Consider the following 12,891-nt stretch of genomic DNA (forward strand, 5'->3'; position numbering starts at 1 on the left):
CGTGTGGAGCCCGGGTAGAGGCGCGTGGCCTGGTCGAACGTGACTGATGCCATGGTTCTTTTCTCCTTCACCGGCAGGTACGTGCCGGACGATCCGTAGTGAAACGAGTGCTGACCAACGCTGGCCAACCTGCTGATTATCGCACCCTTTCGTTGGACGCTGGCAACACGGATGCATACGCATCGGCCGCCCGCTGGCGCGGGAGCGAGCCTTTCTCAGCAGGGTGACCGTAAAATCCTCGAGGCAGTCGCGTTCCCGAGCGCTGCCGGAGAACCAGATCGAGATGGAGTCGTTTGTGTCGACCGGAGCACCAGGGGCGCCGAAGCCGTCGAAGAACGAGCGCCGCGAAGCCGCACGCGAGAAGGCCCGCGTCCTCCGCGAAGCGCAGCAGAAGCGCGAGAAGCGCAACCGCTTCCTGCTGATCGGCGGCATCGGAGCGGTCGTCATCGCGGCCGTCGTCGTGGTCGCGCTCATCCTGACCACCAACATCCGCCCCGCCGGACCCGGTCCCGCCAACATGGCGAGCGACGGCATCAAGATCGGAACGGGCCTGGTCGCTGAGACCACGCCCGCCCTGCCCGCCGGCGCCGAGCCGACCGAGCCGAGCGCGAACCCGGCCAACGTCGTCGACATCCGCATCTGGGTCGACTACTTCTGCCCGGTCTGCGGAGCCTTCGAGGCCGCTAACAACGAGCAGATCCGCGGTTGGGTCGAGGACGGCAGCGCCACCATCGACATCCACCCGATCGCGATCCTCGACAACCGGTCGATGGGCACCAAGTACTCGACCCGCTCGGCGAACGCCGCCGCCTGCGTCGCGAACACGTCCCCCGACAAGTACTTCGACTTCAGCCAGATCCTCTTCGAGAATCAACCGGAGGAGCAGACCGTCGGCCTCGACGATGAGACCCTCATCTCGCTGACCGAACAGGCCGGTGTGACGGGTGCATCCACGATCGCGAAGTGCATCGAGGATCAGACCTATGCCAAGTGGGTCAGTGACTCGACTACCCGCGCGCTGACCGGCCCGCTCCCAGGCACGGATGTTCCCAAGGTCGAGGGCACGCCCACCGTCATCGTCAACGGCGTCCAATACAAGGGTGCGGTCGACGATCCCGAGGAGTTCGCCGCGTTCGTACTCGCCCAGTCGTCGACGCCCGAGGCCTCCTCGACGCCGACCCCCACGCCGTCGCCCGCAGCGACTCAGTAGCTCGTTCTCTAGAATGAGACAGCGGCCCCGGCCGTATGCCGACTTGGCGCAATTGGTAGCGCACCTAACTTGTAATTAGGGGGTTACGGGTTCAAGTCCCGTAGTCGGCCCCAGAACATGCACCCGCTACGGGTTTCGAGGCGGATCGCTCCCGTCGTAGAGTCCTGTATCGGCGCGCGCTCAACATCTGCGGCTACTCGTAGCGGAGCGACTCGACGGGGTCGGCGCGGGCTGCCCTGGCGGCCGGCAGGGTTCCCGCGACAAACGCGATTCCCATGACGAGCACGATGATCCAGACGATCGAGAGCGGATCGAAGGCGATCAGTGTCAGCCCGGGCAGGTTGGCGAGCAGCGCACCGGACAGCGCCGCGCTGAGGGCCGTCCCCGCGAGGATGGCGATCCCGGCCCCGATGGCGCTGCCGAGGAAGCCGATGAACACGGCCTCAAGACTGAAGAGGGAGAAGACCCGTCCGCTTCCCATGCCCATCGCCTTCATCAGGCCGATCTCCCGTGTGCGCTCCTGCACCGACATGAAGAGAGTGTTGACGATCCCGAAGCTCGCGGCCAGCAGGGCGATCACGGCGAACGCGTTGAGCACGAGCACGATCGCATCGATGACCGTCTTGAAGGAACCGAGCTGGTCGGCCACGGTCGTGCCCGTGTATCCCGCGTCGGCGAGGCGATCCTTGAGGCCGGTGACCGCCTCATCGGTGGCACCGTCCGCGAACGTCACGCTCGCCGACGCGTACCGCTGTTGCTCGTCCGTCGGCACCCCGGTGTTCTGAGCGCTGAAGAGCGCATCGGTGAGCGCGGCGTTCGGGATGACGCTCGACGCGCCGGCGAGCGTGGGCTCGGCGACACCGACGATCGTCGCCTCGACCAGATGCTGGGTGCGCTCGGCGTCGGTAACGGCGATCGTGACGGTCTTGCCGACCGCCTCGTCATCGCCATCGAAGCCGAGAGGTTCGATGTACGAGACGGGCAGCACGACCTGCAGTTCGGGGGAGTCGCCGTCGGGCTCGGCGCCCGCGGCCAGCTGCACCGTCTGCCCGGGGATGAGACTGCCGATCGAGAGGACGTATCGAGTTCCATCGGCGTATTCGATGTAGTCGGCCGAGACCGACTTGGTCGGATCCACGGCGAGCACCCCGTCGATCCCCCCGAGGGTGTCGATGTCGTCCGGCGTCAGCGCGATGACCGACGCGCCGGGAGGGCCGGGTTGACCGCTCGCGATGGAGTCGGGGTTGTATTCGGCAGGGCCGGTGTCCGCGATCCCGTTCGTCGCATCCGCGGTCTTGGTCACCGTCATGACGTCCTCGGCGCCGATCGAGGTGACGGTGTCGTCGATGTACCGGTTGATACCGGTGCCGAGACCGTTCGTGATCGTCAGAGTGAACGCTCCGACGAAGATCGCGAGGATCGTCAGGATGGTGCGCGTCTTCGAGCGGAACGTGCTGGAGACGGCCGACGCGATGAGGTCGGTGGTTCTCACGCGGCGACCGCCTCATCGTCGATGATCAGACCGTCGCGGATCTGGATCCGGCGGTCGCACCTCGCGGCGAGGTCCTCGTCGTGGGTGACGATGATCAGGGTGATGCCCTTCTCGCGATTCAGCTCGAACAGGATGTCCTCGACGACGCCTCCGGTGCTGGTGTCGAGATTCCCCGTCGGCTCGTCCGCGAAGATGATCCGCGGATCGTTGACCAGAGCCCTCGCGATGACGGAGCGCTGCTTCTGACCCCCGGAGAGGTCGACGGCCTTGTTCCGTGCCTTGTCGGCGAGCTCGAGCTGGCTGAGCGCCGCCATTCCGCGCCGTTTGCGCTCGGCGCGGCCCACTCCCGCGATCTTCATCGGCAGCACCACGTTGTCGAGCACGGACGAGCCCGCGGTGAGGAAGAACTGCTGGAACACGAAACCGAAGGTCTTGTTGCGAGTCCGATTCAGCGCTCTGCCGCGCAGGGTCGTCGTGTCGACTCCTTCGAGTTCGATCGAGCCGCTCGTGGGCTGATCGAGCAGCGCTAGAACATGCATGAGGGTCGATTTCCCCGACCCGCTCTTGCCGACGATGGCCACGCTCTCTCCCTCGAAGATCTCGAGGGTCACGCCCCGGAGGGCGTCGAATCTGTTCGCGCCTCGGCCGTAGGACTTGCGTACGTCCGTGACCGAGATGATCGGGGCTTTCATGTGGCTCCTCGCAGGCGGGCCGACGCTCGGACCGCTTCGTCCACACTGCCGCGGAGGATCAGGCCGCACATCATCCCACTGGGGGTATCCCGCATACGCCGTGAGAAGTACACCTCCGGGCCGCGCGGATCTCACGCACGATGAGGAACGGCCCGAGCTCGTGGCGAGCTCGGGCCGTTCTGGTCGCTCCAGCCGCCGACCGCCGTGGTGGCCGCCCGCGGTGCACCGGCAGGAGCGGATCAGGGTGCGAGTGAGGCGAAGACCTCGCGGGACCGGTGGTATCCCTCGGCGAGGCGATCGATGAATCCTTCGACCGCCGGGTCGCCGGCCGCTTCGACGGGGTGCTCGCGACGCCACTCGACCATGCCGATCACCGATCGGTGGAAGGTGCGGGTCGGGAAGAAGCCCGGGACCAGCGAGCGGATCTTCGAGTTGTCGAACAGGGCGCTGTGCGACAGGTCGCCCACGATCAGCTCCGACCAGAACCAATCAGGGGCGGCGACCGTGAAGAACTCCGACGGGACGTGGATGAGCTTCGCCTCGACGCCGAGAGCCTCGGCGATCATCGTGTAGATGGTGTCCCAGGTGTAGACGTCGTTCGACGTGATGTGGAACGCCTCGCCGATGGCCTTCGGGTTGCCGAGCAGTCCGACGAGCCCCTGAGCGAGGTCGTCGGCGTGCGTGACGGTCCACAGCGAGGTCCCGTCGCCGGGCACCACGATCTCGGCGCCGCGCTCGATGCGGTCGAAGACCGTCCAGTCGCCGGGCAGCGGAGGGTGCGCCTCGTCATAGGTGTGGGACGGTCGCACGATCGTGACGGGGAATCCCTCCTCGCGGTAGGCGGCGAGGAGGACGTTCTCGGTGTCGATCTTGTCGCGCGAGTAGGCGACGAACTTGTTCTCGAGCAGCGTGGACTCCACGACCGGCACCTGCAGGATCGGTCGCCGATACACCGAGGCCGAGCTGATGTGCACGTACTGGTTGGTCCGTCCGGTGAAGATGCGGGTGAAGCGGGCCGAATCGGCCTCGTCGAACGACAGGAAGTTGACGACCGCGTCGAAGTGGAGGCCTTCGATCGCCGACAGCAGGGCGTCGTCGTCGGTGACGTCGGCGACGAGCGAGTGCACACCCTCGGGGACCACCCGTCCCTTGGCATTGATGCCGCGGTTGAGGGCGTAGACGTTCATGCCTTCAGCAGCGGATCGGCGCACGCAGGCGGAGCTGATGATTCCGGTTCCGCCGATGTACAGCACCTTCAGCGGTGCGGGGTTGGTGCTCATGATTTTCCTCGGATCGATGGGTTGACGGGATGTCGATGTGGCGCGGTGGGGGAGCGCGCAGAGGCGCGTTCGCGGGATTCGGCGCAGGTGAGCGAATTCAGTGGACGAGCTTGCCGGCGAACGAGTCCTCGACGCCGAACTCGTTGACGACGACGAGGATGCTCGACCTGTCGATGCCGAGGTCCGACAGCTTGTCGAGGAGGGCGTTGTAGAGCCGCACCTTGGCTCGTACGGTGTACCAGGGGACCATCGTCATGCGGATGACGAGCGGGTTCTCGACGCCGGAGACCTGCACGTTGCCGACCGCGGCGTCATAGGGGCGGAACACCTGGAAGACGTCGTCGACGGGCACGTCGATCGCCTCGATCTCAGCGTCCTGCACGGCGCGGGAGATGAGCGCGCCCTTCTCCTCGTAGAGGCGGCGATCGATATCGATCTGGACCAGGGGCATCGTCACTCCGTGTTCGTCTCGGCGTCGCGCCCCACTCTGGACCCGGCGGATCAGAGCAGCGGTGGAGTTGCTGCACGATCTCTCGCACAGTAGCGCCGTCTCCGAAAGGCGCGCAAGTGTGAGAATCAATAGTGCGAAATGCACCCGTTGTGTGGTGCAATGGCTCCGAAGCGGCGCCCTTCCGGCGCGCGCTTCGCTCCCGACAGTCCGATCGTCATCGGAGTCACCCCGCACCGGCCCTCTGGGTCGCCCCGTCCAAAGGAGGACACATGCCGCTCATCCAGGTCGACATCGACAGGGCAGTGCTCGAGGAGAAGCGTCAGCAGCTCAGCGACGCGATCCATCAGGCCCTCGTCGACACCGAGCCGATGGGGATCCCGGTCGACGACAAGTTCCAGGTCTTCCGCCCGCGGGATGTGGGGGAGCTCGTGTTCGATCCGACCTACAACTCGGTCGATCGCCGCAGTCTGGTGCTCATCCAGGTCCTGATGGTCCACCGCTATCCGGCTTCGGCTAAGCGCGAGATGTTCCTGAACATCACGAAGCAGCTGGTCGCGATCGGCATCCGTCCCGAGGATCTCCTGATCTCGATCATGGAGAACCAGTACGAGGACTGGCTGCCCGGCATGAGTGAGGAGGAGTTCGCGCGCGTCAGCGAAAGCTGAGTCATCGTCGGGTCGGTTTGACCTGGCGCTCATTGGAGGATAATTTTCGAGAGCAATACCCCCTGGATGTCGAAGAGGACATCGACGCACCTGTGCTCCGGCGACAGGGTGACGTCCAGGGCTCACTAGGAGGAAACAATGTCGTTTAGTTCCGTGGGCAGGACGCGTCTCGTGCGCGTCGTCGCCGCAGCAGCCATCGGCGGCTTGATGCTGACCGTGTCGGCCTGCGCCGGTGGTGGAGGGGGCGGCGGCGAGCAGGGATCCGCCACCGAGGGAGAGGTCAACTGGTGGGGGTTCACCCCCGACCTCGGAGTCGGCGAGGACTACATCGCCCTCTTCAATGAGGAGTACCCCGACATCAAGGTCAACTACAAGTTCGTCCCCATCTCGCAGTACGACGCCGCACTCCGTCCGGCACTCGCCTCGTCGTCGGGACCCGATGTCTACGACGTCGCCCCCGGTGGTGGTATCGCATCCATCACGGCCTTCGGCGGCTCGGCGATCGACATGACCCCTGTCCTCGAGGACTCGCTCGGCGACGACTGGGCCTCTCAGATCGCCGAGAACGGCGTCACCGGTCTCACGACCAGCGACGGCAAGCTCGCCGGCCTCCCCGTCGGATCGACCTTCGGCGGCACGCTCTGGATCAACCAGGAGCTGTTCGACAAGTACAGCCTCACCCCGCCGACGACCCTCGACGAGTGGGTCGAGGTCTGCGACACCTTCCGTGCCAACGGCGTCGGCTGCCTCGCTCAGGGCGCGGGCCAGGTCGCTTTCGACCAGGACACGCTCCAGTCGATCGCCGACAGCATCGAGCCCGGACTGTGGACCAAGGCTTCGAAGGGCGACGCCGATTGGAGCGATCCGGTCTTCGTCGAGGCTCTCGAGATCTGGAAGAAGCTGTTCGACGACGAGATCATGGTCCCGGGCGCGCTCGGTCTCCAGCAGTACCCCGACGCCAACAACCTCTTCCAGTCGCAGCAGGCCGCGATGGTCATGATGGGCACCTGGTACATGCAGTACTCGACGGTCGCGGGCATGACCGCCGCCATCTCCGCTGCCGGTGTCGGCAGCCCCGTCCCGTTCACCGCCATCTCGATCCCGTTCCCGGATGTCTCGGGCAACGGCAACCCCGCGTCGCTCTACGGCGACCCCGACTACGGCCTCGCCGTCAACAGCCGCTCGAAGGCGACCGCCGCGGCGACCACCTTCGCGACCTGGTTGACGACGACGACCGCGGGTCAGCAGGCCGTGGCCAACGCGCTCAACACCATCCCGTCGCTGAAGGGCGTCGAGCCCGACTGGGACAACGTCGAGCTCGTCAACCCCGACGTGCAGCGTCCGAGCCTGCAGGCTCTGATCGCCGAGACCGCGACGGTGAAGGAACCGCGTCTGAGCCTCGTGTCAGCTGATCTGCAGCAGGCGATCGGCGTCGCCGCGACCTCGGTCGCAGGCGGCCAGGCCACGCCGGAGGATGCGGCGAAGACGCTGCAGGAGACGATGAAGCGGCTCGGCTGACGCCGCCGCGTCCACCACCGTCAGTCACGCAATACCCGAGGGAGTCGCACCGCATCATGACCGCAATGTCTACGACAACGAGGCCAGGTGCGGCGTCGCCCCCGAAGGCAGGGAAGACGAGTGGCGGCGGCCCCCGGCGCCGCCGCCGCTCGCTCCCCAACGGACTCCCGTGGATCCTCCCCGCACTCATCGTGTCGGTGGGGCTGCTCTACTACTCGATCGGATACACGGGATACATCTCGACCCTCAAGTGGGACGGCACCTCGCCGAACCCCGAGTCGGTCGGGCTCGACAACTACGGTCTGCTCTTCACCGACCCGATCTTCTGGACCGCACTGCGCAACACAGTGCTGTTCTTCCTCGTCACCTTCGGGGTGCAGACCGCGCTCGGTGTCTTCTGCGCGGTGCTGCTGCACTCCCGGATCAGGCTCGCCGTCGTGTACCGGGTGCTGATCTTCCTCCCCGTCGTGCTCGCGCCGGCCATCATGGCGCCGGTGTTCCGCCAGATCTACGCGGCCGGTGGTCAGTTCAACGACGTCCTCGGGTTCCTGGGCCTCGGCTTCCTCGCCCAGCCGTGGCTGGCGCAGTCGTCGACCGCCCTGCCGGTGCTCATGGCGATCACCATCTGGCAGTGGACCGGCCTCAACTTCATCCTCTACTTCGCCGCGATGGGGCAGATCGACAGCGAGATCCTCGAGGCCGCCCGCATCGACGGCGCCAGCAACTGGCGGATCCTCGTCAGCATCATCTGGCCGGGGGTGCGGGGAACGACGATCGCACTGGCGATGCTCAGTGCGATCGGGGCGCTGAAGACCTTCGACATCCCGTACCTGGTCACCCTCGGCGGGCCGAACTTCGCCACCGAATTCCTGGGCACCTTCATCTACCGGGAGAGCATCCCGCTCGCGCACGTCGGCTACGCGGGGGCGATCTCGATCATGCTGCTCCTCCTGGCCATCGTGATGGCGTTCATCTTCGGTCGCCGCCGGAACAGCGAGGAGCGCTGATGTTCGAGATCCGCACGCGCAGGGCCAAGATCGTCCTGCAGATCGTGATGACCCTGATCGTCATCCCCTTCGTCTTCCCGCTCTGGGTGATGGTCCAGGGCTCCCTGTCGGGACAGGGCTGGGAGAACTACGCGATCGTGCTGGCCGTGCCCGAGCTGCCGCAGTTCTTCCTCAACAGCATCCTCGTCGCCGCGGCGACCATCGCCATCGTGTACGTCTGCTCGATGCTCGCCGCATTCGGTTTCTCGAAGCTGCGAGTGCGGGGCAAGGAGATCTACTTCTGGATGCTGATCCTGGCCCTCACCCTGCCCGAGGTCGTGCTCCTCACACCCCTGTTCGCCACGACGAGCTCGCTGGGCCTCTTCAACACGCCGTGGGCCGTCATCCTGCCGATCGCGGCGCTGCAGATCCCGTTCGCGGTGCTCATCGCCCGCAACTTCGTGGACGGGATCCCGGACGAGCTGTTCGATGCGGCCCGCCTCGACGGCGCGAGCACCTTCTCCGGCTTCCGTTACATCGTGGTGCCGCTGACCCGCCCGATCGTCGCCGCGATCTTCGTGCTCACCTTCATCGCGGCATGGAACAACTACCTGCTGCCGCTGGTCTTCCTGCAGGACCTCAGCAGTCAGACGCTGACACTGCTGCCGCAGTTCTTCGTGGGTCGCTTCAGCGACGATCAGACGAAGGTGCTCGCGTCGGCGGTCATCAGCGCCCTGCCGGTGATCATCGCCTACCTGAGCCTGCAGCGTCTCTTCGAGCGCGGGCTGGCCGCGGGCGCCCTCAAGTGACGAGGGTGGAGTCGCACAGATGCGACGCCGCCGGTTCGCCAGCGCGGGGCTCGGCCGATCAGATCGAGCTGAGGTACTTCGTCGGGTCGACGGGGCGCTTCCCGCGAGCGTCCCGATACTTGGCGTGGATGCCGCCGACGTAGAGCCAGCCGAGCAGCTCCTCGTTCTTCTTCAGACCGTGCGCTTTGCGGACCGGTTTGCTGCGCGTCAGGTCGCCCGTGCGCCAGAACACGCCCCAACCGGCTTCATCGAGCAGCAGGCTCAGAAGATGGGCCACACCTGCCGCGGTGGCGTCCTGCTCCCACTCGGGGACCTTCGACTTCTGCCGGGATGCGACGACGGCGATGAGGAGAGAGGCACGGAAGGGCTTATCGGACGGCTTCTTCGATCCATCGGCCTTGCCGAGAGCCTTGCCGAGCTTCGCGCGGCCCTCCCCGCGGATCTCGATCAGACGCCACGGGCGCAACGAGGAGTGATCTGCGACTCTCGACGCCGCCGCCACGAACGGCAGCAGCTGCTCGTGCGTCGGCGCCTCGGGCGTGACAGAGGAGTGGGAGCGCCGCGCGAGCGCAGCGCGCATCACCGCGTCGGAGGCGATCAGTCCTTCTCCTCGAACTCGAGCGAGATGGAGTTCATGCAGTAGCGCTCGCCCGTGGGGGTCTGCGGGGCGTCATCGAACAGGTGACCCAGGTGCGAGCCGCAGGCGCCGCAGAGGACCTCGGTGCGCACCATGCCGAGGGTGCTGTCGCGCTCGAGCTTGACCGCGTCGTCGCTGACCGGCTCGTAGAAGCTCGGCCAGCCGGAGCCGGAGTCGAACTTCGTCGTGCTGCGGAACAGCTCGGCATTGCAGGCCTTGCAGCGGTACACGCCGTCGCGCTTCTCGTCGAGCAGTGCCCCGGTCCACGGGCGCTCGGTCGCAGCCTGGCGCAGCACCTTGAACTCGGTGGGGCTGAGCTCGGAGCGCCACTGGTCGTCGGTCTTGTCAACCTTGTAGGTCACGTCTTCTCCTCGGGTCGGATCGATTGTAGGGGCGGCCGACTGGGGGTCTTCGGAGTGCGCAGCTGAGGATCCCGCCCCGCCGGTCTGTCGGGTGCGCCGAGTGCCGCTGTCGTTCCTAGACTCGGAAGGCGAGCGGAGGGCGGTGGACATGGCCGAGCAGGATCCCCTCTTCGACCTCGCCCCCGATCACCGGGCGGACGCGGACGACGATTCGATCGCCCATCCCGACGCGGGCCACGACCCGGCGCCCGGCCCCGACGCAGACCGGACGGATACGTCCGGGCTCAGCGAACGAGACCTCGCCGTGCTCGCATTCGAGCGCACCTGGTGGCGTCACGCCGGCGCGAAGGAGGAAGCGATCCGCGGATCGTTCTCCATCTCTCCCGCCCGTTACTACCAGCTGGTCGACTCGCTCATCGATCGGCCGGAGGCTCTGCGGCACGACCCGATGCTCATCGGGCGGCTGCAGCGTCTCCGCGAGAGCAGGGTTGCCCGACGCGCGGCGCGTGCAGAGCTCCGCAGACCATCCGGCCGTTAGTGTCGAGTGCGCTTGCCGCTCGACCCCGCTGAGGAGCCATGCCCACATTTCCGCCTGACCGCTTCGACGAGGCGCCGGCTGATCTGCATCGGGTCGGTGCGCATCGAGCGCCCAAGCGACGGGGACGCGGCTGGATCGCATTCGCCTGGGCGGCGCTCGCGACGGGCCTGATCGTGGCCATCAGCGTCGTCGGAATGTTCATCATCAACGACAACGTCTCGTTCGAGAACCCGTTCGGCGGTGCGTCGACCCCGATCCCGACCGAGACACCGATCCCGACGATCGAGCCCACCGTCGACCCCGCTGCCAACGTGGTCGTCCTCAACGGCACGCTCACCGACGGGCTGGCGAACTCGGTCGGCGATCTGCTCGTCTCCCGGGGCTGGACGGTCGCCACCCGCGGGAACGCCTCGGCCTCCGATGTGGCGACGACCACCGTGTACTACAGCGACCCGTCCCAGGAGGGTGCCGCGAAGGGCATCATCCAGTCGCTCGGGGTGGGCTCGATCGCTCTCTCGGACGCCTTCGTCGTCCCCGATCAGGTGCGTCTGGTCGTCGTCGTGGGGGCCGACTACCCGCTTCCTCAGTAGTCGTCGAGGCGAGGGTTCGGACGCTGGTACATGTCGCCGATGTTTCCGACTCGTTTAATGTTCCGATCAATGGGGCGCAGGGGGCCGGAATTGCTGTCATCCCCATGTTTCCGGGGCTGAGCGCTCCGCTACTATCGCGGAACGGTCGGTCGTCCAGCCGCCCCGCAGCTCGCCACAGTGCGGTCGACAGGGGCAACCGGACGATGCAGACGGAGCACCTCAGCCGTGTGCACCGACCGGGGGTTGGCCACACGGCCGCCCGGTCGGCACAGCACACGGGAGTTACACATGGCGCGAGGAACCGTCAAATGGTTCAACGCTGAAAAGGGCTACGGCTTCATCACGGTCGACGACGGGAGTCAGGACGTCTTCGTCCACTACTCCGCCATCGACATGGCGGGCTACAAGTCCCTCGAAGAAGGCCAGCAGGTCGTCTTCGAGGTCGGCACCGGTTCGAAGGGGCCCCAGGCGGAATCGGTCAAGCTCGCCTGACACACCGAATCTCCGCCCCGCCCACCGCTAACGCCGTCCGTCGTCCGGGCGGCGTTAGTGTTTGCCGCGTGAGCAGGGGGCGGGGGGCGTCGAGGGCGCTTCGGCGCGCATCCGCAGCCGGCGCACTGCTCGTCGTGGTCGGCCTCGCCGGATGCGCGATCCCGCGTGTTCAGGCCGCGGCTCCGGTGCCCGAGCCGACGCCGACCTACACATCCGTATTCGAGCCCGCACCGGCTACCCAGCTGGCACCGCTGCGAGGCGCCACCGTCCCGCTCGGCTCGCTGGCCCACGCATCGATCGCCGCGAAGATCGACAATCACGAAGAGGCGCGCCCCCAGTACGGTCTGGATCGCGCCGACATCGTCTTCGAGGAGCTCGTCGAGGGCGGTCTGACCCGCTACGTGGCCGTCTGGCAGTCGAACGTGCCCGACCTCATCGGTCCGGTTCGATCCATCCGTCCCATGGACCCCGACATCATCTCCCCGTTCGGCGGCATCGTCGCCTACTCGGGCGGCCAGGAGATCTTCGTCGACATGATGGAGGACACGGTCGTCTACAACGCGATCCACGGCAACAGCGACACCGACGACACCTTCTACCGCACCGATGAGAAGGAGTCGCCGCACGACGTGGTCGTGAAGGCGCCCGAGGTGATCGGCCAGCACTCCGACCTCGCCGCACCCGCCCAGCAGTTCGCCTACTCCTACGATGTCGCGTCCTCGACGGCGGCCAAGGAGGGCACGCCCACCTCCCGCATCGACTCGACCTTCTCGGGGGAGCGGTACCCCCACTGGCAGTGGGACGCCGGCCGCAGCCAGTATCTGCGCAACCAGGAGGGCGCACCCGACTACGACTCGGCGGGTGTGCAGCTCGGAGCGACCAATCTCGTGGTCCTGCGCGTCGGCATCGACTGGACCTACGGCTACGTCCCGAGGACCGTCATGGTCGGGTCGGGCGAGGCGTGGGTCTCGACCGGCGGCGGCACCATCCACGCGACCTGGTCGAAGGCCGATCGCGGAGCCCCGATCCGCCTCGTCGACGACCGCGGAGTCGTCGTCCGGCTGGCCCCCGGCAACACCTGGGTCGAGCTCATTCCCGACACCGGTTCCGTTACGCTCACGCCGTAATCGACGCCCCGCGCTCACCTTGCACTCTCGGGTGCCGACTGC

At 66.7% G+C, this 12,891-nt stretch carries 15 protein-coding genes and 1 tRNA gene; 10 read left to right on the plus strand and 6 right to left on the minus strand.

Annotation, left to right across the window (positions count from 1 at the left end; translation table 11 throughout):
- Window positions 1–295 precede the first annotated feature (295 nt).
- Together DDQ50_RS15160 and DDQ50_RS15165 are read left to right on the plus strand one after the other, a co-directional pair.
- Entirely contained in the window at window positions 296–1,210 is a 915-nt protein-coding gene (locus DDQ50_RS15160) for a DsbA family protein (protein ID WP_165829852.1), read from the plus strand.
- 37 nt (window positions 1,211–1,247) lie between these two features.
- Window positions 1,248–1,323 (plus strand) — tRNA-Thr (locus DDQ50_RS15165).
- Window positions 1,324–1,403: 80 nt separating this feature from the next.
- Here DDQ50_RS15165 and DDQ50_RS15170 read toward each other — a convergent pair.
- The 4 genes from DDQ50_RS15170 to DDQ50_RS15185 form a co-directional block, all read right to left on the minus strand.
- Entirely contained in the window at window positions 1,404–2,702 is a 1,299-nt protein-coding gene (locus tag DDQ50_RS15170) for an ABC transporter permease (RefSeq protein WP_116757650.1), read from the minus strand.
- Entirely contained in the window at window positions 2,699–3,394 is a 696-nt protein-coding gene (locus tag DDQ50_RS15175) for an ABC transporter ATP-binding protein (RefSeq protein ID WP_116757651.1), read from the minus strand. Before DDQ50_RS15175 ends, DDQ50_RS15170 begins: the two co-directional genes overlap by 4 nt.
- Window positions 3,395–3,633: 239 nt before the next feature.
- Entirely contained in the window at window positions 3,634–4,674 is a 1,041-nt protein-coding gene (locus DDQ50_RS15180; protein WP_116757652.1) for an NAD-dependent epimerase/dehydratase family protein, read from the minus strand.
- A 97-nt stretch (window positions 4,675–4,771) separates the two neighbouring features.
- Entirely contained in the window at window positions 4,772–5,131 is a 360-nt protein-coding gene (locus DDQ50_RS15185; RefSeq protein ID WP_116757653.1) for a hypothetical protein, read from the minus strand.
- A 263-nt stretch (window positions 5,132–5,394) separates the two neighbouring features.
- Here DDQ50_RS15185 and DDQ50_RS15190 point away from each other — a divergent pair, with 263 nt between their 5' ends.
- The 4 genes from DDQ50_RS15190 (at window position 5,395) to DDQ50_RS15205 (ending at window position 9,103) form a co-directional block, all read left to right on the plus strand.
- Window positions 5,395–5,790, plus strand: a complete 396-nt coding sequence (locus DDQ50_RS15190; RefSeq protein ID WP_116757654.1) for a tautomerase family protein — start codon at window positions 5,395–5,397, stop codon at window positions 5,788–5,790.
- A 138-nt stretch (window positions 5,791–5,928) separates the two neighbouring features.
- Entirely contained in the window at window positions 5,929–7,308 is a 1,380-nt protein-coding gene (locus tag DDQ50_RS15195; protein WP_116757655.1) for an ABC transporter substrate-binding protein, read from the plus strand.
- A gap of 65 nt (window positions 7,309–7,373) precedes the next feature.
- Window positions 7,374–8,315 carry a carbohydrate ABC transporter permease gene (locus tag DDQ50_RS15200; RefSeq protein ID WP_116757656.1) on the plus strand — a complete coding sequence of 314 codons (942 nt, stop codon included), beginning with the start codon at window positions 7,374–7,376 and terminating at the stop codon, window positions 8,313–8,315.
- Window positions 8,315–9,103, plus strand: a complete 789-nt coding sequence (locus tag DDQ50_RS15205; protein WP_116757657.1) for a carbohydrate ABC transporter permease — start codon at window positions 8,315–8,317, stop codon at window positions 9,101–9,103. The genes DDQ50_RS15200 and DDQ50_RS15205 overlap by 1 nt, the downstream gene beginning before the upstream one ends.
- A gap of 58 nt (window positions 9,104–9,161) precedes the next feature.
- Here DDQ50_RS15205 and DDQ50_RS15210 read toward each other — a convergent pair whose 3' ends face one another.
- Both DDQ50_RS15210 and msrB read right to left on the minus strand, forming a co-directional pair.
- The gene (locus DDQ50_RS15210; protein ID WP_116757658.1) at window positions 9,162–9,683 is read right to left on the minus strand and encodes a nitroreductase family protein; all 522 of its coding nucleotides are present in this window, start codon (window positions 9,681–9,683) and stop codon (window positions 9,162–9,164) included.
- A gap of 17 nt (window positions 9,684–9,700) precedes the next feature.
- Window positions 9,701–10,102: a peptide-methionine (R)-S-oxide reductase MsrB gene (gene msrB, locus DDQ50_RS15215; protein WP_116757659.1), complete on the minus strand. Its 402-nt coding sequence runs from the start codon at window positions 10,100–10,102 to the stop codon at window positions 9,701–9,703.
- Window positions 10,103–10,250: 148 nt separating this feature from the next.
- On the opposite strand from msrB, the gene DDQ50_RS15220 reads away from it, so the two are divergent.
- The 4 genes from DDQ50_RS15220 to DDQ50_RS15235 all read left to right on the plus strand — a co-directional run bounded on the left by DDQ50_RS15220 (window position 10,251) and on the right by DDQ50_RS15235 (window position 12,849).
- A complete protein-coding gene (locus DDQ50_RS15220; RefSeq protein ID WP_116757660.1) occupies window positions 10,251–10,640 on the plus strand; it encodes a DUF3263 domain-containing protein in 390 nt (129 codons plus the stop codon).
- 38 nt (window positions 10,641–10,678) lie between these two features.
- Window positions 10,679–11,230 carry a LytR C-terminal domain-containing protein gene (locus DDQ50_RS15225; protein WP_116757661.1) on the plus strand — a complete coding sequence of 184 codons (552 nt, stop codon included), beginning with the start codon at window positions 10,679–10,681 and terminating at the stop codon, window positions 11,228–11,230.
- A 288-nt stretch (window positions 11,231–11,518) separates the two neighbouring features.
- Complete coding sequence (locus tag DDQ50_RS15230; protein ID WP_116757662.1) at window positions 11,519–11,722, plus strand: cold-shock protein; 204 nt, start codon at window positions 11,519–11,521, stop codon at window positions 11,720–11,722.
- 68 nt (window positions 11,723–11,790) lie between these two features.
- Window positions 11,791–12,849 (plus strand): DUF3048 domain-containing protein, encoded by a 1,059-nt coding sequence (locus tag DDQ50_RS15235; protein WP_165829854.1) that lies wholly within the window; start codon window positions 11,791–11,793, stop codon window positions 12,847–12,849.
- Window positions 12,850–12,891: the final 42 nt, after the last annotated feature.

Source organism: Amnibacterium flavum (assembly GCF_003097495.1).
GTDB lineage: Bacteria > Actinomycetota > Actinomycetes > Actinomycetales > Microbacteriaceae > Naasia > Naasia flava.